Source organism: Knoellia remsis (assembly GCF_003002895.1).
Classification (GTDB): Bacteria; Actinomycetota; Actinomycetes; order Actinomycetales; family Dermatophilaceae; genus Knoellia; species Knoellia remsis.
This window is the reverse complement of sequence record NZ_PVTI01000007.1, coordinates 96,917-118,179: the sequence shown is the minus strand read 5'-3', so window position 1 is coordinate 118,179 and position 21,263 is coordinate 96,917. Positions and strand designations below refer to the sequence as shown.

Below are 21,263 nucleotides of genomic sequence, written 5' to 3'. Positions count from 1 at the left end.
GCATGGCTGTGCGCCCCACTGAAGTCCGGGTGGGGCCGCACAGTCCGTTCTGGGTCGTGGTGTGCGCAAACTCTCGTCTTGGGGCTCTGCGTCCGCGGGTAGGGTGACGAGAGGTTCAGACCAGCCCAGAGGACCTCGAGGAGCGGTGCATGACTGAGGCCCCGAAGCGGCCCGCGACGATGACGTTGGCGGCGCACTTCCCGGACCGGACCGAGGCGGAATGGCGCGAGCTCGCCGCCGCCGTCGTCAACAAGGGCAAGCCCGAGGACCAGTCGCTCAGCACCGACGAGGCCATCGCGTCGCTGCGCACGACGCTCGAGGGCGGGCTCGATGTCGAGCCGCTCTACACCCGCCCCGCCGAGGCGGCGCCGCTCGGCGTCCCCGGCGCCATGCCCTTCACCCGCGGCCGGGCGCTGCGCGACCCCGACGTGCCGTGGGACGTGCGCCAGCTGCACGACGACCCCGACGCCGCAACGACCCGCGCGGCCGTCCTCGCCGACCTCGAGAACGGCGCCACCTCCGTCTGGCTGCACGTCGGGACGGACGGGATCGCGGCCGCCGAGGTCGCCGAGGCGCTCGCAGACGTCCAGCTCGACCTCGCACCGGTCGTCGTGTCGTCGTGGGACTCCCAGCCCGCTGCCGCGGACGCGCTGTATGCCGTCCTGTCGGCTTCGCCTGCTGCCTCCGGCAACCTCGGTCACGACCCCCTCGGGGCCGCAGCGCGCACCGGCGGCGAGCCCGACCTCGCCCCGCTCGCACACGCGGTCCGACAGCTCGACGGGACCGGCGAGATCCGCGCTATCACGGTCGACACCCGGGTGTACTTCGACGCCGGCGCGACCACCGTGGACGAGCTGGGCTTCGCGCTCGCGACGGGCGTGGCCTACCTGCGCGCCCTCACCGACGCCGGGGTCGACCTCGCCGACGCGTGGCGGCACGTCGAGTTCCGGGTGAGCGCGACCGCCGACCAGTTCCTCACCGCCGCCGCGCTGCGGGCGCTGCGCCGCTGCTGGGCGCGCATCGGCGAGGCGGTCGGGATCCCCGAGGCCGACCGCGGCGCCCGCATCCATGTCGTGACAGCGACACGGATGTTCACCCGCGACGACGCGTGGACCAACATCCTGCGCAGCACTCTCGCGACGTTCGGAGCCAGCCTCGGAGGCGCGGACGCGATCACCGTGTTGCCGTTCGACACCGTCGCCGGGCTCCCGACTCCGTTCTCCCGCAGGGTTGCTCGCAACACCCAGGTCATCCTCGCCGAGGAGTCCAACGTCGCCCGCGTGACCGACCCGGCCGGTGGCGCCTGGGCCGTCGAGGCGCTCACGACGGAGCTCGCCGAGGCGGCCTGGGGTACGTTCCAGGAGGTCGAGCGCTCGGGCGGCATGGTGAAGTCGCTCGCGAACGGCTTTGTCGCACAACGCATCTCGGGTGCCCGGTCGGAGCGAGACGCATCGATCGCGCGCCGCGAGACACCGATCATCGGCGTCAGCATGTTCCCCCTCGCCGGCGAGCAGCCCCTCGAACGCCGCGCGCGCCAGGCCCTTGAGGTTGGCCCGAACGCCCTTGTGCCACATAGGGACTCGTCGATCTTCGAGGCATTGCGCGACCGGGCTGCGGCCTTCACCAAGCACCACGGCGAGCCGCCCCGCGTCACCGTGCCGACGCTCGAGGTCCCGCGGGCCGCCGACCTGCGCATCGCCGCGGCGAACCTCCTTGCCGCTGGCGGCATGGAGGCCGTCGAGTCCGGCGGCGCTGTCGACCTCGCCGCGACCGACAAGGGGTATGCCGCCCTCGCGCCGGACACCGACGTCGTCGCAGTCCTCTCCGACCTCCTCGACGAGCTGGGAGCTCCCACAGCATGAGCGCCATCCCCGACTTCACCACTGTCGACCTCGGCGACGGCGAACCACGAGGCGCGCGAACGGCATACGACGCCTCGAACGGCGCGCAGCCGTGGCTGACACCCGAGCAGATCGAGGTCGCCCCGCTCTACACCGAAGCCGACCTCGAAGGCCTCGACTTCCTCGACACCATCCCGGGCGCCCCGCCCTACCTGCGCGGCCCCTACCCGCTCATGTACGTCAACCAGCCGTGGACGATCCGCCAGTACGCCGGGTTCTCGACCGCCGAGGAGTCCAACGCGTTCTACCGGCGCAACCTCGCGGCCGGGCAGAAGGGCCTGTCCGTCGCCTTCGACCTCGCGACCCACCGCGGCTACGACAGCGACCACCCGCGCGTCGAGGGCGACGTCGGCATGGCGGGCGTGGCCATCGACTCGATCTACGACATGCGCACCCTCTTCGACGGCATCCCGCTCGACCAGATGTCGGTGTCGATGACGATGAACGGGGCGGTCATCCCGATCCTCGCGCTCTTCGTCGTCGCCGCGGAGGAGCAGGGCGTCGCGCCGGAACAGCTCTCGGGGACCATCCAGAACGACATCCTCAAGGAGTTCATGGTCCGCAACACCTACATCTACCCGCCCGAGCCGTCGATGCGGATCATCAGCGACATCTTCGCGTTCACGAGCGAGAAGATGCCGCGGTTCAACTCCATCTCGATCTCCGGCTACCACATGCAGGAGGCCGGGGCGACGCAGGACCTGGAGCTCGCCTACACCCTCGCCGACGGCGTCGAGTACATCCGCGCCGGCAAGGCGGTCGGGCTCGACGTCGACCGGTTCGCCCCTCGCCTCAGCTTCTTCTGGGCCATCGGGATGAACTTCTTCATGGAGGTCGCGAAGATGCGCGCGGCCCGGCTGCTCTGGGCGCGGCTCGTCGAACAGCAGGGCGCGACGAACCCGAAGTCGCTCAGCCTGCGCACCCACTGCCAGACGAGCGGCTGGTCGCTCACCGCGCAGGACGTCTTCAACAACGTCATCCGCACGTGCATCGAGGCGATGGCCGCGACCCAGGGCCACACGCAGAGCCTGCACACCAACGCGCTCGACGAGGCCATCGCCCTCCCGACCGACTTCAGCGCCCGCATCGCCCGCAACACCCAGCTCGTCATCCAGCAGGAGTCCGGCACGACGCGCACCATCGACCCGTGGGCCGGGTCGGCCTACGTCGAGCGGCTCACCCACGACATCGCTGAGCGGGCGTGGGCGCACATCGAGGAGGTCGAGGCCGCCGGCGGCATGGCCAAGGCGATCGAGGCCGGTATCCCGAAGATGCGCATCGAGGAGGCGGCCGCCCGCACCCAGGCCCGCATCGACTCCGGGCAGCAGCCGGTCATCGGCGTCAACCGCTATGTCGTCGACGGCGACGAGGATATCGACGTCCTCAAGGTCGACAACGCCGCCGTCCGGGCCTCGCAGATCGCGAAGCTCGAGCGGCTGCGCGCCGAGCGTGACGATGCCGTATGCCGTGCGGCGCTGTCGCGCCTCACCGAGGCCGCCCGCGGTGGTTCCGACGGGACCCTCGAGACCAACCTGCTCGCGCTCGCCATCGATGCCGCCCGCGCCAAGGCCACGGTGGGGGAGATGTCGGCGGCGATGGAGGAGGCGTTCGGGCGCTACACCGCGCAGATCCGTACGATCGGTGGCGTGTACTCCGACGAGGCCGGCTCCGACGCAGGGGTCCGCAGGGCGCAGGCGCTCGTCGAGGAGTTCGAGGCGGCCGAGGGGCGCCGCCCGCGCATCCTCGTCGCGAAGATGGGCCAGGACGGCCACGACCGCGGGCAGAAGGTCATCGCCACGGCGTTCGCCGACCTCGGCTTCGACGTCGACGTGGGCCCGCTCTTCCAGACCCCGACCGAGGTCGCCCGTCAGGCCGTCGAGTCCGACGTGCACGTCGTCGGTGTGTCCTCGCTCGCGGCCGGCCATCTCACCCTGGTGCCTGCGCTGCGCAAGGAGCTCGACGCGCTCGGCCGTGAGGACCTCATGATCGTCGTCGGCGGGGTCATCCCGACCCAGGACTTCGACGAGCTTCGAGCCGCGGGTGCCGACGCGATCTACCCGCCCGGCACCGTCATCGCCACCGCGGCCGTCGACCTCATCGGCGACCTGCGTTCGCGCCTGCACGCCGGTGACACGGACAGTGCTACGGGCCGGGGCGAGGGCGCCGGCGCGTGACCGACCCCCTCGTCGACGGCATCCGCGCCGGGTCGCGGGCCGACATCGCGCGGGCGATCACGCTCGTGGAGTCGACCCGACCCGACCACCGCGAGAGGGCACGCGCGCTGCTGCGTGAGCTCGCGGCATACACCGGATCCGCTGTGCGAGTGGGGATCTCGGGCGTTCCCGGTGCGGGCAAGTCGACGTTCATCAACGCGCTGGGGCTTCGGCTCATCGAGGCCGGCCACAAGGTCGCCGTCGTCGCGGTCGACCCCAGCTCGCGCCGCACGGGCGGCTCGATCCTCGGTGACCGCACGCGGATGGGCGAGCTCGGGTCGCACGACGGCGCGTTCGTGCGGCCGAGCCCGAGTGGCCGGCACCTCGGGGGAGTGGCGCGGGCGACCCGCGAGTCGATGCTCGTGCTCGAGGCAGCAGGGTTCGACGTCGTCATCGTCGAGACGGTGGGCGTCGGGCAGAACGAGATCGCCGTGTCCGAGATGGTCGACACGTTCCTGCTGCTCACGCTGGCCCGGGCCGGCGACCAGCTGCAGGGCATCAAGCGCGGCATCCTCGAGCTCGCCGACGTCATCGCGGTCAACAAGGCCGACGGCGACGGCGAGAACCCCGCGAAGGCCGCGGCCAAGGACCTCATGGCGGCGATGCGGCTCATGATGCCCGGAGCCGACGTGCGGCGACCGCCCGTCCTCACCTGCTCGGCACAGACCGGCGCCGGCCTCGACGACGTCTGGGCTGCCGTCCTCGAGCACCGTGCCCACCTCGAGGAGGAGGGGTCGCTCGAGTCGCGGCGGGCCCAGCAGCAGCAGGACTGGATGTGGGCGCTCGTCGACGCGACCCTCACCGACGCGGTGCGCTCCTCCGAGGCCGTCGCCGGCGAGCGCGCCCGGCTCGAGCAGGCCGTGCGCGCCGGCGAGACGAGCGCCGTCGATGCCGCGGCACGCATCCTCGAACTCTTCCGCGGCGCTGAGCCCTGACCGCAGCCCTCGTCGATGCCGACCTCGACCTGGGAGTTCAGGCAGCGACGTCGCGGGGGTGGACCGGCTCCAGCCCGGGAACGGCGACGAAACGGGCATCGGTCGTGACCACCCGGTCGAACCCGGCCTCGAGCGCGGTGGCGGCGATGAACGCGTCCCGCCCACGGGCCGGCGTCGTCGCCACGAGGTCCAGTGCCCGGTCGATGACGTCGTCATCCATGCGATGAACGACCGCAAGGTCACGAAGCCAGTCGACCTGAGCCAGTGCTCGTGGTCGATCGCCGACACGGAGCCGGTGGAAGAGGACCTCCTGGACGGTCTCCGCCGCGATGTGCAGACGAGTCGTCGGCGACCCGACGACGGCTTGGCACACGTCTCGATCGACGCTGGGGAGACCCAGTGCGAGCAGGACGACATTCGAGTCCAGGAACAGGGACCTCACAGCTCGCCCGCCATGCGAGCGATGTCGGCGGCCCGGGCCTCCATCATCTCGTCCCAGGTCTCGGCCGGACCCTCACCCTCGTCCGCGGACGCCAGGAGCTTGCGCGCGGCCTCGGCCCGGCGGGCCAGGTCGCGCTCCTCGTCGAAGTGGTGGTCGATCGCGAGCCGCACGACCGCGGCCACCGACGAGCCGCGCTCCTTCGCCTCGGCCTCGAGCCGGGCATACCGGTCCTCGTCGAGGAGGATGTGCAGGCGACGTCCCAACGCACTCATGCGCCCAGCATACCTGCGCATGCACCTGCGCATACGCCTCTCCACGGGCGCGCGGACGGCATACCGGCGCAGCACGATTTCGTGCTCAGCGCCGACTCCCGTAGGATGGAGCGTCGGTCACGTGTGCTCACGCATGCGCGGCCGCGTTCCCATGGTCTCGCCCGACTCACCGAAGGACGGGGCCGACAACGGATTGAGAGGGTATGGCCAAGAAGGACGGCGTCATCGAGATCGAGGGCACCATCGTTGAGGCGCTCCCCAACGCGATGTTCCGCGTGGAGCTCACCAACGGGCACAAGGTGCTCGCCCACATCTCGGGCAAGATGCGCCAGCACTACATCCGGATCCTCCCCGAGGACCGCGTGGTGGTGGAGCTCAGCCCCTACGACCTGACCCGCGGCCGCATCGTCTTCCGCTACCGCTGAGCGTCACGGCATACGGACCTCGTATGCCGCGAGCGCAGCTCGCGCGACCGGCTCGCCGCCGGGGAGCGCACCGCAAGAAACCGCAAGACCCGTGCCCCTCAAGGCCCGGGACGGATCGACACGACAGCAAAGGCGACATGAAGGTTCAGCCGAGCGTCAAGAAGATCTGTGACAAGTGCAAGGTGATCCGCCGCAACGGTCGGGTCATGGTCATCTGCGAGAACCCGCGCCACAAGCAGCGCCAGGGCTGACCGCAGTCTGACCGTCCCGAGAGATCGGGACCCGCACGAGGCACAGGCTTCGAGCACACGCACAAGTGAATGAGAACGCAGCGTCCGACCCCCGCGTGCGTCATCCGACAGGGATGAGCGCGGGACGTCACCCTCGGCCCGGAGGCCGAGGACCGGCACCAGTTCCGGACCGGCGTTGCACCAGACCTCCGGAAACACAGAACAGGAACCATCAACAGATGGCACGTCTCCAAGGAGTCGATCTGCCGCGCGAGAAGCGCGTCGAGATCGCACTGACCTACATCTTCGGTGTGGGCCGCTCCAGCTCCCAGAAGGCCCTCGCCGCCACCGGCGTGGACCCCAACACCCGCGTCAAGGACCTCACCGACGCCGACCTCGTCGCCCTGCGTGACTGGATCGACGAGAACCTCAAGGTCGAGGGTGACCTCCGCCGTGAGGTGCAGGCCGACATCCGCCGCAAGGTCGAGATCGGGTCCTACGAGGGCATCCGCCACCGTCGTGGCCTGCCCGTTCGCGGTCAGCGGACCAAGACCAACGCGCGCACCCGCAAGGGCCCGAAGCGCACCGTCGCCGGCAAGAAGAAGGTTGGTAAGTAATGCCCCCCAAGGGCCGTATGGCATCCGGCGCCAAGAAGGTGCGCCGCAAGGAGAAGAAGAACGTCGCCGTGGGCCAGGCCCACATCAAGAGCACGTTCAACAACACGATCATCTCGATCACCGACCCGACCGGTGCCGTCATCAGCTGGGCCTCGGCCGGGCAGGTCGGCTTCAAGGGCTCGCGCAAGTCGACCCCGTTCGCCGCGCAGACCGCCGCCGAGGCCGCTGCCCGTCGGGCGATGGACCACGGCATGCGCAAGGTCGACGTCTTCGTCAAGGGCCCGGGCTCCGGTCGTGAGACCGCGATCCGTTCCCTCACCGCTGCCGGTCTCGAGGTGGGGTCCATCCAGGACGTCACCCCGTCGCCGCACAACGGTGTCCGCCCGCCGAAGCGCCGCCGCGTCTGAGCGCCTGAGAACGAGAGAGAACTAGAACCATGGCTCGTTACACCGGCCCCATCACCAAGAAGTCGCGTCGCCTCAAGGTCGACCTCGTCGGCGGCGACAAGAACTTCGACCTTCGCCCGTTCCCGCCCGGCCAGCACGGCCGTCGCCGGATGCAGGAGAAGGAGTACCTCACCCAGCTGCAGGAGAAGCAGAAGGCCCGCTTCACCTACGGCGTCATGGAGAAGCAGTTCCGCCGCTACTACAAGGAGGCGGCCAACCGCCCCGGCAAGACCGGCGAGAACATCCTGACGATCCTCGAGTCCCGGCTCGACAACGTCATCTACCGCGCGGGCCTCGCCCGCACCCGCCGCGCCGCGCGTCAGCTCGTGACGCACGGCCACTTCGAGGTCAACGGCAAGCGCGTGGACGTCCCGTCCTACCGCGTGGAGCAGTACGACATCATCACGGTGCGCAAGCAGTCCGCCGAGTCGTTCCCGTTCCAGCTCGCCCGCGAGACCTTCGGTGAGCGCCCGACCCCGGCCTGGATGCAGGTCGTCCCGGGCTCGCTGCAGATCCTCATCCACCAGCTCCCGGTGCGTGCGCAGATCGACAGCCAGCTCACCGAGCAGCTCATCGTCGAGTTCTACTCCAAGAACTGACCGAGACCGACTGGTTGCGCGTTTCTCGCGGCGAGCGCCAGCGAGCTGCGAGAAACGCGCAACCAGTCGGAGCCGGACGTACCGAGGTGCGCACCCGGCATACAGCAAGGCTTGTCCTGGTCGCAGACAGAGGTGACCCGGGCGTCGGGGTCGACCCGGCAGTTTCACGAGGCGTCATATAGCGGTCGCCCGTGGGAAGGAAATCACCGTGCTCATCGCACAGCGTCCGATCCTCACCGAGGACGTCATCTCCGAGAACCGGAGCCGTTTCGTCATCGAGCCGCTGGAGCCGGGCTTCGGCTACACGCTCGGCAACAGCCTCCGCCGCACCCTGCTCTCGAGCATCCCGGGTGCCGCCGTGACGAGCATCCGCATCGACGGCGTGCTCCACGAGTTCTCCACGATCCCCGGGGTCAAGGAGGACGTCACCGAGATCATCCTCAACATCAAGGGCCTCGTCGTCTCCTCCGAGCACGACGAGCCGGTCGTCATGTACCTGCGCAAGCAGGGTGCGGGCGCCGTCACCGCCGCGGACATCGCGCCGCCGGCCGGTGTCGAGGTCATCAACCCCGACCTGCACATCGCGACGCTGAACGACAAGGGCTCCATCGAGATGGAGCTCACCGTCGAGCGCGGTCGTGGCTACGTCTCCGCGGCGCAGAACAAGTCCGGCGACCAGGAGATCGGCCGCATCCCGGTCGACTCGATCTACAGCCCGGTCCTCAACGTCACCTACAAGGTCGAGCTGACCCGAGTCGAGCAGCGCACCGACTTCAACAGCCTCGTCATCGACGTCGAGACCAAGCAGGCCGTCACCCCGCGTGACGCGCTCGCCTCCGCCGGCAAGACGCTCGTCGAGCTGTTCGGTCTCGCCCGCGAGCTCAACGTCGAGGCCGAGGGCATCGACATGGGCCCGTCGCCGACCGACGCCGCGCTCGCTGCGGACCTCGCCCTGCCGATCGAGGACCTCGACCTCACGGTCCGCTCCTACAACTGCCTCAAGCGCGAGGGCATCCACACCGTGGGTGAGCTCGTCGGTCGCAGCGAGGCGGACCTGCTCGACATCCGCAACTTCGGCCAGAAGTCCATCGACGAGGTCAAGGCCAAGCTGCACGGCATGGGTCTGGCGCTCAAGGACAGCCCGGCCGGCTTCGACCCGAGCCAGATCGCTTCCTACGACGACGAGTTCAGCTTCTCCGACGCGGACGCCGATGACGCGGCGTACGCCGAGGACGAGCAGCTCTGACGCGCTGACCCACATCTAGGAGAACTGACATGCCCACCCCCACCAAGGGTCCCCGCCTCGGAGGCGGCCCGGCTCACGAGCGCCTCATCCTGGCCAACCTCGCGACGTCGCTGTTCGAGCACGACTCGATCACGACCACCGAGGCCAAGGCCAAGCGGCTGCGCCCGCTCGCCGAGCGGCTCATCACCTTCGCCAAGCGCGGCGACCTGCACGCCCGTCGCCGGGTCATGACGGTCGTGCGTGACAAGGGTGTCGTCCACCGCCTCTTCGTCGAGGTCGCGCCGGACATGGCCGACCGCCAGGGCGGCTACACCCGCATCACGAAGGTCGGCCCCCGCAAGGGCGACAACGCCCCCATGGCGGTCATCGAGCTCGTCCGCGAGCCCGTCGCCAAGAAGGCCACCGTCAAGGAGGCCGAGGCTGCGACGAAGCGCGCCGCCAAGGACAAGAAGGCCGACGAGAAGGCCGAGGAGTCGAAGGCGACCGAGACCGCCGAGGCGACCGAGGCCGCCGACGCCGCTGCGCTGGCCGACGCCGGCGCTCCGACCGAGGCCGTCGACGCCGAGGGCAACGAGCTCGAGATCGCCGCCCTTCCGGAGGGTGCCGCCCCATCGAACGAGGACGGCTCCGCTCCCGAGGGCTACTCGGTCAAGGGCAACGCCGACTCGGGCAAGTACCACGTCCCCGGTTCGCAGTGGTACGACGCCACCGAGGCCGAGTTCTGGTTCAAGTCGGCCGACGACGCCAAGGCTGCCGGCTTCGAGCCGGCCGGTGGCGAGGCCAAGCAGCAGGTCGAGGGCGAAGACGCCTGAGGCGTCGACACCCCGACTGCCGGCCACCCGGCATACCGACTCAGGGCCGGTCACCTTCCCCGCGAAGGTGACCGGCCCTGAGTCGGTATGCCGTCCGCGCGCCTTCCCGAGTGAGTGTCACTCAGTGTCGGGCTGTGGCTGCCTCGGCGGGGGCTGAGCCAGCCACAACCCGACACTCGGCGCGGGGATCGGTGGGCGCGGGAGTTGGTGTCGGAAGGCCTGCGATCCGTAGGCTGAGGGGATGGACTGGAACGCCTACGACGCAGCGCTTTTCGACCTCGATGGCGTGCTCACTCCGACCGCCGAGGTGCACATGCGCGCCTGGGCCGAGATGTTCAACGCCTACCTGTCGGCGAAGGGCGTCGACGAGCCCTACACCGACCAGGACTACTTCGACCACGTCGACGGCAAGCCGCGCTACGACGGCGTCCGCGACTTCCTCGCCTCGCGCGGCATCGAGCTCCCCGAGGGCGACCCGTCCGACAGCCCGGACGCGGAGACGGTGAGCGGGCTGGGCAACCGCAAGAACGATGCCTTCAATGCGGTGCTCGAGCGTGACGGCGTCGAGCCGTATGCCGGGTCGGTGCGCCTCATCGAGGCGCTGCGCGAGCGCGGAACTGCCATGGCTGTCGTGTCGTCCTCCAACAACGCCCCGGCCGTCCTCGAGACCGCGGGCATCGCCGAGTTCTTCCCCGTCGTCGTCTCCGGTGCCGTCGCGACCGAGCAGGGCCTGCCGGGCAAACCGAAGCCGGACACCTTCCTGTATGCCGCGGAGCAGCTCGGGGTGCCCAAGGAGCGTGCCGTGGTCCTCGAGGACGCGGTGTCCGGGGTGCGCGCGGGTCGCGCGGGCGAGTTCGGCCTCGTCGTGGGAGTGGACCGCGGGGCGGGGGCCGAGGGCCTCACCGCCGCGGGTGCCGATGTCGTCGTGCGCGACCTCGAGGAGCTGCTGCCGTGAGCCTCGAGTACGGCAGCACCGACCCCATCGACAGGGAGCGCTTCCCCGTCGACGAGTGGCGGCTCGTCGAGACCTTCCCGAGCGACGGCGACCTCGGCCTCACCGAGACCCTCTTCGCCGTCGGCAACGGCTACCTCGGGATGCGCGGCACCCCGCCGGAGGGTCGGCCGAGCGAGGCGCACGGGACCTTCGTCAACGGCTTCCACGAGACGTGGGACATCCACCACGCCGAGCAGGCCTACGGGTTCGCGCACACCGGCCAGACGATCGTCAACGCGCCGGACAGCACGGTGATGAAGCTCTACGTCGACGACGAGCCGCTGCTCATCTCGATGGCCGACCTCGTCGAGTACGAGCGGGTGCTCGACATGCGCGACGGGGAGCTGCGTCGCCACCTCGTGTGGCGCACCCCGTCGGGCAAGGTCGTGCGCATCGACACGACGCGGATGATCTCCTTCACCGAGCGCCACCTCGCGATCATGACGATCGAGGTGACGATGCTCTCGGGCGATGCCCCCGTCGTCATCTCGAGCCAGATCCTCAACCGGCAGGACGGTGCCGACGAGTACCACGACCGGCACGCCCTGGCCCCGCACGTCGACCTGGCCTCGGACAGCGGCAAGGGCTCGGGTGACAAGGGCGGCTCGGGTGGTTCCGCAGGCAAGGGCGGCGAGGACGCCAAGGCCTGGGACCCGCGGCGCGCGGGTGCCTTCACGTCGAGGGTCCTTGTCCCGCAAGGGGACTGGCACAGCGAGCGCCGGATGATCCTCGGCTACCGCACCGCCCGGTCCGGCATGACGCTCGCCGTTGCGGCCGACCACTCCATCGAGACCGACGACGTCGTCGAGGAGCTCATCTCGACCGAGCCCGACCTCGGCAAGCGGGTCTACCGCATCGACGCGACCGAAGGCACGACGACCCGCATCACCAAGGTCGTGGCCTACCACACGTCCCGCGGCGTCCCGGCGCGTGAGCTCTTCGACCGCTGCCGTCGCACCCTCGACCGGGTGCGACGCGACGGCATCGCCCACTACGTCGAGGCCCAGCGCGACTGGCTGAGCACGTACTGGGACAACGCCGACGTCACCGTCGAGGACCAGCCGGCCATCCAGCAGGCGATCCGGTGGAACCTCTTCCAGATCGCCCAGGCCGCCTCACGTGCCGACCAGCTCGGGGTCGCCGCCAAGGGCGTGACCGGCAGCGGCTACGAGGGGCACTACTTCTGGGACACCGAGATCTACGTCGTCCCGTTCCTCTCCTACACCTTCCCGACGGCGGCGAAGAACCTGCTGCGCTTCCGGGTCAACCTGCTCGACCACGCCCGGCAGCGCGCCCGCGAGCTCGCCCAGCGCGGCGCGCTCTTCCCGTGGCGCACGATCAACGGTCTCGAGGCATCGGCGTACTACGCGGCCGGCACCGCGCAGTACCACATCGACGCCGACGTGGCCTTCGCCGTCGCGAAGTACTGCGACGCCACCGGCGACCGCGCGTTCCTCCGTCATGACGGCGTCGAGATCCTCGTCGAGACCGCGCGGCTGTGGGCCGACCTCGGGTTCTGGCGGGTGGACGGCGGCCGCACGTTCCACATCCATGGCGTCACCGGGCCGGACGAGTACACGACGGTCGTCAACAACAACCTCTTCACCAATGTCATGGCCCGCTTCAACCTCGAGCGTGCGGCCCAGGCGGTCCTGGACATTCGCGAAAACGACCCCACGGCATACGCGCGCCTGAAGAGTCGCCTGCACCTCAAGGACGATGAGCCGGCTGAGTGGGAGGCCTGTGCCGCGGCGATGGCGATCCCGTTCGACGAGGGGCTCGGCATCCACCCGCAGGACGAGAACTTCCTCGACCGCGAGCTGTGGGACCTCTCGCAGACGCCCGCCGACAAGCGGCCGCTGCTGCTCAACTACCACCCGCTCGTCATCTACCGCTTCCAGGTGCTCAAGCAGGCCGACGTCGTCCTCGCGCTGCTGCTCCAGGGGGACCGCTTCACCCACGAGCAGAAGCGCGCCAACTTCGAGTACTACGACCCGATCACGACGGGGGACTCGTCCCTGAGCGCCGTCGTGCAGTCGATCATCGCCGCCGAGGTCGGGCACCAGCAGCTCGCGATGCACTACTTCCTCTCCGGGCTCTACGTCGACCTCGGGGACCTGCACGGCAACACCGCCGACGGCGTGCACATCGCGTCCGCAGGTGGCGTGTGGAACTCCCTCGTCTACGGCTTCGCCGGGATGCGCGACGCCGGCGGCGACCTGTCGTTCGACCCGCGCCTGCCCGAGGCGTGGCAGCGGCTGTGCTTCAACCTGCGCGTGCGCGGGACGCGCTTCCGCGTCGAGCTCGAGGCCGAGAAGATGACCTTCGTCCACCTCGCGGGTGACGCGGTGAGCGTCACCGTGCGTGGCGAGTCGGTCGACATCACGGCGGGCGAGCCGGTGGAGGTGCCGCTGGACGGCCAAGGGCCGCGGCTCACCCACCTCGTGCCCCGGACGCCGAAGAAGATCGTCCGTCCGGACGGCACGGTCATCACGGCCGGGGTCCCGACCGACCCGGACGCCCTGGAGCGGGAGGACCGCCAGTCATCGCTCGCCACCGCCGAGCCGCCGACGGGCCCCGTCATGCCGCCGCCGAGCTGAGGCACGCTCAGACGTCGGTCGTGCCGCCGCTGCGCCAGTACGTGCCGTCGCGCCGCGTGAGGAAGCCCTCCTCGACGAGGTAGCGGCGCAGCGCGGCGAAGTCAGGGTGACGCTGCTTGAGCACCTCGTTGACGGTGCGCTCGTCGTAGATCTCGCCGAGCTCGAAATCCTGCGCGACGAGGTCGAGGACGACGAGGCGCTTGCCGATCTTCGTCGGGATCGACGCGAGCCGGCCGTCGGCGCCGACGAAGGCGCGCAGGACCGTCTCGCGGTGGCGCAGGGCGTCGGTGAGGCTGGGTCGGTCCATGCCTCCACCCTAGGGATCTCGTCGGACGCGGGCCGTGACCCCGTGCCCGGCACTACTCTCGGTATCCATGGTGACCGTCCCGGCCCTTGCTCCGCGCGCAGCCCTCACGCCGCACCTCGCCGGCAGGAGGGTCCTCATCACCGGCGCCGCCCGGGGCATCGGGCGCGGGCTCGCGCTCCTCCTCGCCGGTCACGGCGCACGCGTGGCCGTGCTCGGTCTCGAGCCCGACGGCCTGGCCGAGGTCGCCGCGAGCACCGGTGGCCCATGGCGCGAGTGCGACGTGTCCGACCCCGAGGCGGTGCGGGCCGCTGTCGCAGAGCTCGTCAACGAGCTCGGCGGTCTCGACGTCGTCGTCGCCAATGCCGGCATCGCCGCGCAGCTGCCGGTCGTCGGCGGTCGCGAGGGCGTCATGGAGAGGCACCTGGCGGTCAACCTGCTCGGGGTGTACTACACGCTGCGCGAGGCCGCGCCGCACATCGCGCACCCCGGTGGGTATGCGTTGCTCACGGCCAGTCTCGCTGCGGCCGTGCACCTTCCGCTGCTGGGCGCCTACTCGGTGAGCAAGGCCGGAGTCGAGGCACTCGGCAACACGGCGCGCCAGGAGCTGCGCGCGTCGGGCGCGCGGGTCGGGGTCGCCTACTACTCCGAGCTCGACACCGACATGACCGAACGGGGGTTCGGGACGCGGGCCGGTCAGGCACTGAGCGGGGGTCGCACCATCACCGGGGTGACGCCGGTCGAGAAGGCCCTGCGCGCCCTCGAGCGTGGCGTCGCCCGGCGCTCGCGCGTCGTCGCCGCCCCGGGATGGGTGCGGCCGGTGCTGCCGTTCCGGGCCGTGGCGCAGCGGGCGGTGGAGGCCTGGCCGCTGCCGTCGCTGTCCGAGGCGCTCGAGGTGGCGCGCACTGAGGAGGTCGACTTCACGACTCCGCAGCCGGAGCCCCTCCGCGGCGGTCGGCTCCGGCCCGGGGGCGGGAGCGAGCGGTGAGCGGGCGGCATACGCCCGAGGTGGGCGGCCGGCATACCGGACCACGGATCCCACCGGGCTCGCTGAGGGAGCTGGGGCCGTTCGGGTGGGCGTTCTCGCGGGCCGCGGGGCGAGTCATGGGGACCGAGCCGCCGGCGGTGTTCACCACGCTCGGGCGCGCGCGTGGGACGTTCACCGGATGGCTGCACTTCGCGGGCCGGCTCATGCCGTTCGGGTCGCTGTCGCGGCGCGAGGCCGAGGTCGTCATCCTCACCGTCGGGACGCGGCGTGAGTGCGAGTACGAGCTGTCGCACCATCGGCGGATCGGCCGACGGGCGGGACTCAGCGCTGACGAGGTGTCGTCGCTGACGCGCGGTGACGCGCCGCCGACCCTGAGCGAGCGGGAGGCCGTGCTGCGAGCGACAGCACTCGCGCTCGTCGAGGACCGCGATCTCGACGACGAGGCGTGGGCGCGGCTGCGGTCGGTGACGAGCGAGCGCGAGGCGGTCGAGCTGCTCCTGCTCGCCGGCAACTACGACATGCTCGCGACCGTCCTCACCACCTTGCGGGTGCAGCCGGACCCCGTGCGCTGACCCGGCCTCAGCGTGACGGGTCGCGCTCGAGGAGCGAGTGGCGGCGGGAGTAGGCGAAATAGATGAGCAGTCCGATGAGGAACCACACGGCGAACCGCAGCCACGTCTCCCAGGCGAGGAAGCTGATGAGCCACAGCGAGAAGATGACGCCGATCGCCGGGACGAACGGCACTGCGGGACAACGGAAGGTGCGCGGCAGGTCGGGCTGGGTGCGGCGTAGCACGATGACCGCGATGCACACGACGACGAACGCGAGCAGGATGCCGATGTTCGTCAGCTCGGCCGCCTCGGCGATCGGCATGAAGCCGGCAATGAGCGCGGAGAGGACGCCGGCGATCCACGTGACGCGGGTCGGGACGTGCTTCGTCGGGTGGGTCTTGGCGAACCACTGGGGGAGCAGGCCGTCGCGGCTCATCGCGAACCACACACGCGTCACCCCGAGCATGAAGGTGAACATCACCGTGAGGATGCCGATGATGGCGCCGACCGCGATGACCGTCGCGAGGCCGCTGAGGCCAACGCTCTCGAACGCCGCGGAGAAGCCCGCCTCGGGGTCGATCTCGCGGTAGTTCTGCATCCCGACGAGGGTGAGGCAGGCGAGGACGTAGAGCACCATCGAGATGGCGAGGCTGTAGATGATCGCCTTGGGCATGTGCCGGCGGGCGTCCTTGCTCTCCTCGGCCGCGGTCGACATCGCGTCGTAGCCGAAGACCGCGAAGAACACCGTCGCCGCACCGGTCATCGCACCGCCGAAGCCGAGTGGCGAGAACGGGGTGTAGTTCGCCGTCTTGATGTGGAAGAAGCCCACGACGATGACGAGCAGGACGACGGCGACCTTGAGGACGACGACGATCGTCTCGACGCGGGCGGCGTTCTTGATGCCCTGCGCGAGGAGGAAGGCGATGAGCAGGCACAGCAGCGCAGCGAAGAGGTCGACGCGGTGCCCGTCGCCCGTGCCGGGGGCGCCGAGCATCCACGCGGGCAGGTCGATGCCGAGCTGCTGCAGGAGGAAGCCGAAGTAGCCGCTGATGCCGATGGCCACGACGGCGACGATGGCGATGTACTCGAGAAGGAGGTCCCACCCGATGAGCCAGCCCACGATCTCGCCGAGGACGGCATACCCGTAGGTGTAGGCCGAGCCGGCCTTGGGGATGAGACCGGCGAACTCGGCATACGAGAAGGCCGCTGCGGCGCTCGCGATGCCGGCGATGAGGAAGCTGAAGATCACCGCCGGGCCGACGCCCTTGCCGCCCTCGGCGCCGCTCGCGACCGAGCCGGCGAGCGAGAAGATGCCAGCGCCGATGATGCCGCCGACACCGATGGCGGTGAGCTGCCACAGTCCGAGGCTGCGGCTGAGCCCGTGCTCGCCCTCGTCGGTGATGTCCTCGATGGGCTTGCGGCGGAAGATTCCCCGGGATGACGGCGTCGTCGTACTCACTCTTCTGACGGTAGACCCTGTGGCCTAGTCTCGCTCCATGGGCGAGCGGCGGATTCGGATCGACCTCGCCTACGACGGCACGGACTTCTCGGGGTGGGCGGCGCAGCCGGGGCTGCGGACGGTTGAGGGGGAGCTGTCCGCTGCGCTGACGACGCTGCTGCGCGCGCCGGAACCGGTGCGGCTCACCGTCGCCGGACGCACCGACGCAGGGGTGCACGCACGTGGCCAGGTGGTCCATGCCGACGTCGACGAGGCCGCGTATGCCGGCCTGCCGGGTCGCTCGTCCCGCTCACCGGAGGAGGCGGCCCGGTCGCGGCTCGCGGGGATCCTCCCGGGGGACGTCGCGGTGCGGTCGGTCGCTTTGGCGCCGGAGGGGTTCGACGCGCGGTTCTCGGCGCTGCGTCGACGTTATCGGTATCGGATCTGCGATGACCCGGGCGCGATGGATCCGCTGCGCCGTCGCGACACCGTGCTCGTCAAGGAGCCACTCGACGTGACCGCGATGGACGCGGCGGCGGGCCGGCTGCTCGGCCTGCACGACTTCGCGGCGTTCTGCAAGAAGCGGGAGGGGGCGACAACGGTGCGGACGCTGCTGGCGTATGGCTGGACCCGTGCCGATGACGGTGTCATCGAGGGGACCGTCGTCGCGGATGCGTTCTGCCACAGCATGGTTCGCGCACTCGTCGGCTCGGTCGTGCCGGTCGGGCTGGGGCGGGCAGAGGTCGGGTTCCCGGCCGAGGTGCTGGGCGCGGAGGTCCGGGATCCGCGCGTCAAGGTCATGCCGGCGCACGGCCTCTCGCTCGAGGAGGTCGTCTATCCCGAGGACGGCGACCTGGCGGCCCGGGCGGACGAGGCGCGCGCGACCCGCACCCTCTGAACCCTCGCCGTGTGTGCCTGGCCGGATCAGCGGGCGCACTTTGCGCGCCTGGACGCAGTTCTTCCTGCGCCATCGCGCGCAAAGTGCGGCTTGCCTCGGGCGCCCGGTGGGTGCGCAGGCTCTGGGGGTTCATGTAAAGCGTTTTCGCACCTACGCTCTGTCGAGTCCCTGCCGCGCACACAGCCGACTCACAAGGAGCAACGATGCTTCGTCCCCGCAGACTGCCTGCCGTCCTGGCGGGTGCCGCGCTCGCGGTCACCCCGCTCGTCGGAGCCGTCGCCCCGTCGGCCTTCGCGGCCACTCCGGAGTCGGTCACCCTCGCCGGCTCGCTCCAGTCCGAGCTCGGCTGCAGCGCCGACTGGCAACCCGACTGCAGCGCAACGGAACTGACTCGGGTCGGCGACTCCACGGCATACGCGAAGACCTTCACCGTCCCGGCCGGGACCTATGAGTACAAGGTCGCGATCAACGGCGGCTGGGACGTCAACTACGGCGCCGACGGCAAGCTCGACGGCTCGAACATCCCGCTCGTGCTCGAGGGGCCGGCGCGGCTGACGTTCACCTATGACGACGCGACGCACCGCACGAGCATCACGCCCGAGGGGCTGAGTGAGGGCACCACGGCGGCGGACGCCCAGCTCGCGCAGGACTCGCTGCGCTCGCCGCTCACCCAGGAGCGGTTCTACTTCCTCATGGCGGACCGGTTCGCGAACGGCTCGACCGCGAACGACCGCGGCGGGCTCACCGGCGGGCCGCTCACGACGGGCTTCGACCCGACGAACAAGGCGTTCTACCACGGTGGTGACCTCAAGGGCGTCACCGAGAAGCTCGACTACATCAAGGGCCTCGGCACGACGGCCATCTGGCTCACGCCGAGTTTCAAGAACAAGCCGGTGCAGGGCAAGCCGGGGGAGGAGAGCGCCGGCTACCACGGCTACTGGATCACCGACTTCACCCAGATCGACCCGCACCTCGGGACGAACGCGGAGATGAAGGAGCTCATCGCGGCGGCGCACAAGAAGGGGATGAAGGTCTTCTTCGACATCATCACCAACCACACGGCCGACGTCATCGACTACCGCGAGGGGCAGTACTCCTACCGCTCGAAGAAGGCCTACCCCTACAAGGACGTGAGCGGCACGCCGTTCGACGACCGCGACTACATCGGCACGCAGTTCCCGCAGATGGACCCGGCGACGTCGTTCCCCTACACGCCGTTCCTGCGCCCGGGCGACGAGGACGCCAAGACGCCGGCGTGGCTCAACGACCCGCTGATGTACCACAACCGCGGCGACTCGACCTTCGCCGGCGAGTCCTCGACCTACGGCGACTTCATCGGGCTCGACGACCTCTTCACCGAGCGGCCCGAGGTCGTCGACGGCATGGGCGAGATCTACAAGCAGTGGGTGGACTTCGGCATCGACGGCTTCCGCATCGACACGGTCAAGCACGTCAACCTCGAGTTCTGGCAGCAGTTCGTACCGCAGATCCTCGGCGAGGCCAAGCGGGTCGGCAACGACGACTTCTTCGCGTTCGGTGAGGTCTACGACGGCAACCCGGCCGTCATGTCGGAGTACACGACGCGCGGCAAGCTCCAGGCCACCCTCGACTTCGGCTTCCAGCAGCAGGGCGTCGACTTCGCCAAGGGCAAGCCCGCGAACGTCCTCGCCGACTTCTTCTCGCGCGACGACTGGTACACCGACGCCGACAGCAACGCCTACCAACTGCCGACGTTCCTCGGGAACCACGACATGGGCCGCGCCGCGATGTTCCTCAAGGAGGCGTCGAAGGACGAGTCCGAGCTGCTGGCGCGGGTGAAGTTCGCCCAGTCGCTAATGTTCGCGACGCGCGGCAACCCGGTGACGTACTACGGCGACGAGCAGGGCTTCATCGGCACCGGTGGCGACCAGCTCGCCCGCGAAGACATGTTCGCGAGCAAGGTCGACATCTACAACTCCGAGCAGGTGCTCGCCGGCCCCGAGGGCTCGCGCGACAGGTATGCGACCGACCACCCGCTCTACGAGCACATCCGCGCCCTGTCGCAGGTGCGCGCCAAGCACCCCGCGCTCGCGGACGGCGCGCAGATCCAGCGGTATGCCGCGGAGGGCGCCGGGATCTTCGCGGTCTCCCGCATCGACGCGTCACAGCAGGTCGAATACGTCGTCGCAGCGAACAACTCGACATCGGCGGCGTCGGCGAGCTTCCCGACGTGGAGCCGCGGCAAGGGCGTGGTCTTCACTCCCGTGTCGGGCACCGACACGGCCGTGAAGCCCGGCGCCGACGGCTCGGTGAAGGTGAGCGTGCCGCCGCTGACGGTGAGCGTGTGGCGGGCCAACAAGCCGATCGCGACATCCGGTGCGGCCCCGACCATCGAGCTGTCCGCCGGCACCGCGAACGGCGTCTTCGACCGGGCCGAGATCACGGCCGACGTCACGGCGAGCACCTTCGCGCAGACGACGTTCCTCTACCGCCCCGTCGGCACCTCGCAGTGGCGCACCATCGGGACCGACGACAACGCGCCGTTCCGCGTCTTCCACGACGTCGCCGGTATGCCGCTCGGCTCGGTCCTCGAGTACCGCGCGGTCGTGCGCGACGCGGCCGGGCGGGTGGCCGCCGACTCGACGTGGGCGAGCGTCGTGCAGCCGTCGACGGGTGGCTCCGCAGAGGGCGAGATCGGTGACCCGCCGGCGACGCAGCCGTCGGCCGTGTCCGTGCCGGGAACGCACAACTCGGAAATGGGCTGCGCGGCTGACTGGGAGCCGGCGTGCGACCGGGCGCAGCTGTCGCTCGACGCGAAGGACAAGATCTGGAAGGGCTCCTACACCCTGCCTGCGGGCCCCTACTCCTACAAGGCCGCCCTCGATCGGCAATGGACGGAGAACTACGGGGAGAAGGGGATTCGCGACGGTGCGAACATCTCCTACGAGACGACTGACGGCACGGTGACCTTCTACTACGACCCGACGACGCACTGGGCGACCTCGGACGAGGAGACGACGATCGTCACCGTCCCCGGTTCGTTCCAGTCCGAGCTCGGCTGCCCCGCAGACTGGTCGCCGGACTGCATGCGGCCGTGGCTGCAGGACAAGGACGGCGACGGCACCTTCACGTGGGCGACGACACAGATCCCGGCCGGCAGCTACGAGCTCAAGGTGGCGCACGGCCTGTCCTGGGCCGAGAACTACGGCTCGGACGGCATACCGAACGGCGGCAACATCACGCTCACGGTGCCGGCGGACGGCGCACGGACGAACTTCGCCTACGACTCGGCGACCCACCGCCTCACCGTCACCAGCCAGTGACCCGGGCCTCGTGTGCCTGACGCAGACGCAATGTGTCCGCGTCAGGCACA

The 21,263-nt window shown here is 70.1% G+C and carries 20 protein-coding genes; 16 read left to right on the top strand and 4 right to left on the bottom strand.

What is annotated here, in order from left to right; all coding sequences use genetic code 11:
- Positions 1-149: 149 nt before the first annotated feature.
- The 3 genes from BCF74_RS06205 to meaB are packed head-to-tail and all read left to right on the top strand — an operon-like array spanning position 150 to position 5,049.
- Entirely contained in the window at positions 150-1,862 is a 1,713-nt protein-coding gene (locus tag BCF74_RS06205; RefSeq protein ID WP_106297085.1) for a methylmalonyl-CoA mutase subunit beta, read from the top strand.
- The gene (gene scpA / locus BCF74_RS06200) at positions 1,859-4,075 is read left to right on the top strand and encodes a methylmalonyl-CoA mutase (RefSeq protein WP_106297084.1); all 2,217 of its coding nucleotides are present in this window, start codon (positions 1,859-1,861) and stop codon (positions 4,073-4,075) included. The genes BCF74_RS06205 and scpA overlap by 4 nt, the downstream gene beginning before the upstream one ends.
- Positions 4,072-5,049, top strand: a complete 978-nt coding sequence (gene meaB / locus BCF74_RS06195) for a methylmalonyl Co-A mutase-associated GTPase MeaB (RefSeq protein WP_106297083.1) — start codon at positions 4,072-4,074, stop codon at positions 5,047-5,049. Before scpA ends, meaB begins: the two co-directional genes overlap by 4 nt.
- A gap of 37 nt (positions 5,050-5,086) precedes the next feature.
- Here meaB and BCF74_RS06190 read toward each other — a convergent pair whose 3' ends face one another.
- Together BCF74_RS06190 and BCF74_RS06185 are read right to left on the bottom strand one after the other, a co-directional pair.
- Complete coding sequence (locus BCF74_RS06190; protein ID WP_170070150.1) at positions 5,087-5,491, bottom strand: type II toxin-antitoxin system VapC family toxin; 405 nt, start codon at positions 5,489-5,491, stop codon at positions 5,087-5,089.
- Positions 5,488-5,763: a ribbon-helix-helix protein, CopG family gene (locus tag BCF74_RS06185; RefSeq protein ID WP_106297081.1), complete on the bottom strand. Its 276-nt coding sequence runs from the start codon at positions 5,761-5,763 to the stop codon at positions 5,488-5,490. The genes BCF74_RS06190 and BCF74_RS06185 overlap by 4 nt, the downstream gene beginning before the upstream one ends.
- Positions 5,764-5,966: 203 nt before the next feature.
- Here BCF74_RS06185 and infA point away from each other — a divergent pair, with 203 nt between their 5' ends.
- The 9 genes from infA to BCF74_RS06140 all read left to right on the top strand — a co-directional run bounded on the left by infA (position 5,967) and on the right by BCF74_RS06140 (position 13,732).
- Positions 5,967-6,188, top strand: a complete 222-nt coding sequence (gene infA, locus BCF74_RS06180; RefSeq protein ID WP_006946284.1) for a translation initiation factor IF-1 — start codon at positions 5,967-5,969, stop codon at positions 6,186-6,188.
- A gap of 137 nt (positions 6,189-6,325) precedes the next feature.
- Positions 6,326-6,439: a 50S ribosomal protein L36 gene (rpmJ, locus tag BCF74_RS06175; RefSeq protein ID WP_009775928.1), complete on the top strand. Its 114-nt coding sequence runs from the start codon at positions 6,326-6,328 to the stop codon at positions 6,437-6,439.
- A 218-nt stretch (positions 6,440-6,657) separates the two neighbouring features.
- Positions 6,658-7,035 (top strand): 30S ribosomal protein S13, encoded by a 378-nt coding sequence (rpsM, locus tag BCF74_RS06170; RefSeq protein WP_106297080.1) that lies wholly within the window; start codon positions 6,658-6,660, stop codon positions 7,033-7,035.
- Positions 7,035-7,442 (top strand): 30S ribosomal protein S11, encoded by a 408-nt coding sequence (gene rpsK / locus BCF74_RS06165; RefSeq protein ID WP_106297079.1) that lies wholly within the window; start codon positions 7,035-7,037, stop codon positions 7,440-7,442. Before rpsM ends, rpsK begins: the two co-directional genes overlap by 1 nt.
- A gap of 29 nt (positions 7,443-7,471) precedes the next feature.
- Positions 7,472-8,080: a 30S ribosomal protein S4 gene (rpsD, locus tag BCF74_RS06160; RefSeq protein ID WP_106297078.1), complete on the top strand. Its 609-nt coding sequence runs from the start codon at positions 7,472-7,474 to the stop codon at positions 8,078-8,080.
- Between the two features lie 208 nt (positions 8,081-8,288).
- A complete protein-coding gene (locus tag BCF74_RS06155; RefSeq protein ID WP_106297077.1) occupies positions 8,289-9,326 on the top strand; it encodes a DNA-directed RNA polymerase subunit alpha in 1,038 nt (345 codons plus the stop codon).
- 29 nt (positions 9,327-9,355) lie between these two features.
- On the top strand, positions 9,356-10,138 hold the full coding sequence (gene rplQ / locus BCF74_RS06150; RefSeq protein WP_106297076.1) for a 50S ribosomal protein L17, sunset domain variant: 783 nt from the start codon (positions 9,356-9,358) through the stop codon (positions 10,136-10,138).
- 241 nt (positions 10,139-10,379) lie between these two features.
- Complete coding sequence (locus BCF74_RS06145) at positions 10,380-11,093, top strand: HAD family hydrolase (protein ID WP_106297075.1); 714 nt, start codon at positions 10,380-10,382, stop codon at positions 11,091-11,093.
- Positions 11,090-13,732 carry a glycoside hydrolase family 65 protein gene (locus BCF74_RS06140; RefSeq protein WP_106297074.1) on the top strand — a complete coding sequence of 881 codons (2,643 nt, stop codon included), beginning with the start codon at positions 11,090-11,092 and terminating at the stop codon, positions 13,730-13,732. Before BCF74_RS06145 ends, BCF74_RS06140 begins: the two co-directional genes overlap by 4 nt.
- A 7-nt stretch (positions 13,733-13,739) precedes the next feature.
- Here the strand turns inward: BCF74_RS06140 and BCF74_RS06135 are convergent, their stop codons facing one another.
- The gene (locus BCF74_RS06135) at positions 13,740-14,039 is read right to left on the bottom strand and encodes a DUF2087 domain-containing protein (RefSeq protein WP_106297073.1); all 300 of its coding nucleotides are present in this window, start codon (positions 14,037-14,039) and stop codon (positions 13,740-13,742) included.
- Positions 14,040-14,106: 67 nt separating this feature from the next.
- Between BCF74_RS06135 and BCF74_RS06130 the strand changes: the two genes are divergently transcribed.
- Both BCF74_RS06130 and BCF74_RS06125 read left to right on the top strand, forming a co-directional pair.
- Entirely contained in the window at positions 14,107-15,024 is a 918-nt protein-coding gene (locus BCF74_RS06130; RefSeq protein WP_106297072.1) for an SDR family NAD(P)-dependent oxidoreductase, read from the top strand.
- Entirely contained in the window at positions 15,021-15,596 is a 576-nt protein-coding gene (locus tag BCF74_RS06125) for a carboxymuconolactone decarboxylase family protein (RefSeq protein WP_245889244.1), read from the top strand. Before BCF74_RS06130 ends, BCF74_RS06125 begins: the two co-directional genes overlap by 4 nt.
- Before the next feature lie 7 nt (positions 15,597-15,603).
- Here the strand turns inward: BCF74_RS06125 and BCF74_RS06120 are convergent, their stop codons facing one another.
- Positions 15,604-17,034 (bottom strand): amino acid permease, encoded by a 1,431-nt coding sequence (locus BCF74_RS06120; protein WP_106297070.1) that lies wholly within the window; start codon positions 17,032-17,034, stop codon positions 15,604-15,606.
- Between the two features lie 37 nt (positions 17,035-17,071).
- Between BCF74_RS06120 and truA the strand changes: the two genes are divergently transcribed.
- A complete protein-coding gene (truA, locus tag BCF74_RS06115) occupies positions 17,072-17,911 on the top strand; it encodes a tRNA pseudouridine(38-40) synthase TruA (RefSeq protein WP_106297069.1) in 840 nt (279 codons plus the stop codon).
- Between the two features lie 203 nt (positions 17,912-18,114).
- Complete coding sequence (locus tag BCF74_RS06110) at positions 18,115-21,213, top strand: pullulanase X25 domain-containing protein (RefSeq protein ID WP_106297068.1); 3,099 nt, start codon at positions 18,115-18,117, stop codon at positions 21,211-21,213.
- The last annotated feature ends 50 nt before the right edge of the window (positions 21,214-21,263 follow it).

Bases quoted from the DNA above. Each gene is read 5' to 3' on its own strand.
- truA (WP_106297069.1), top strand. From the start codon at position 17,072: ATGGGCGAGCGGCGGATTCGGATCGACCTCGCCTACGACGGCACGGAC.
- scpA (WP_106297084.1), top strand. From the start codon at position 1,859: ATGAGCGCCATCCCCGACTTCACCACTGTCGACCTCGGCGACGGCGAA.
- BCF74_RS06205 (WP_106297085.1), top strand. From the start codon at position 150: ATGACTGAGGCCCCGAAGCGGCCCGCGACGATGACGTTGGCGGCGCAC.
- BCF74_RS06185 (WP_106297081.1), bottom strand. From the start codon at position 5,763: ATGAGTGCGTTGGGACGTCGCCTGCACATCCTCCTCGACGAGGACCGG.
- rpsM (WP_106297080.1), top strand. From the start codon at position 6,658: ATGGCACGTCTCCAAGGAGTCGATCTGCCGCGCGAGAAGCGCGTCGAG.
- BCF74_RS06135 (WP_106297073.1), bottom strand. From the start codon at position 14,039: ATGGACCGACCCAGCCTCACCGACGCCCTGCGCCACCGCGAGACGGTC.
- rpsK (WP_106297079.1), top strand. From the start codon at position 7,035: ATGCCCCCCAAGGGCCGTATGGCATCCGGCGCCAAGAAGGTGCGCCGC.
- BCF74_RS06110 (WP_106297068.1), top strand. From the start codon at position 18,115: ATGCTTCGTCCCCGCAGACTGCCTGCCGTCCTGGCGGGTGCCGCGCTC.
- rpsD (WP_106297078.1), top strand. From the start codon at position 7,472: ATGGCTCGTTACACCGGCCCCATCACCAAGAAGTCGCGTCGCCTCAAG.
- infA (WP_006946284.1), top strand. From the start codon at position 5,967: ATGGCCAAGAAGGACGGCGTCATCGAGATCGAGGGCACCATCGTTGAG.
- rpmJ (WP_009775928.1), top strand. From the start codon at position 6,326: ATGAAGGTTCAGCCGAGCGTCAAGAAGATCTGTGACAAGTGCAAGGTG.
- BCF74_RS06145 (WP_106297075.1), top strand. From the start codon at position 10,380: ATGGACTGGAACGCCTACGACGCAGCGCTTTTCGACCTCGATGGCGTG.
- BCF74_RS06130 (WP_106297072.1), top strand. From the start codon at position 14,107: ATGGTGACCGTCCCGGCCCTTGCTCCGCGCGCAGCCCTCACGCCGCAC.
- rplQ (WP_106297076.1), top strand. From the start codon at position 9,356: ATGCCCACCCCCACCAAGGGTCCCCGCCTCGGAGGCGGCCCGGCTCAC.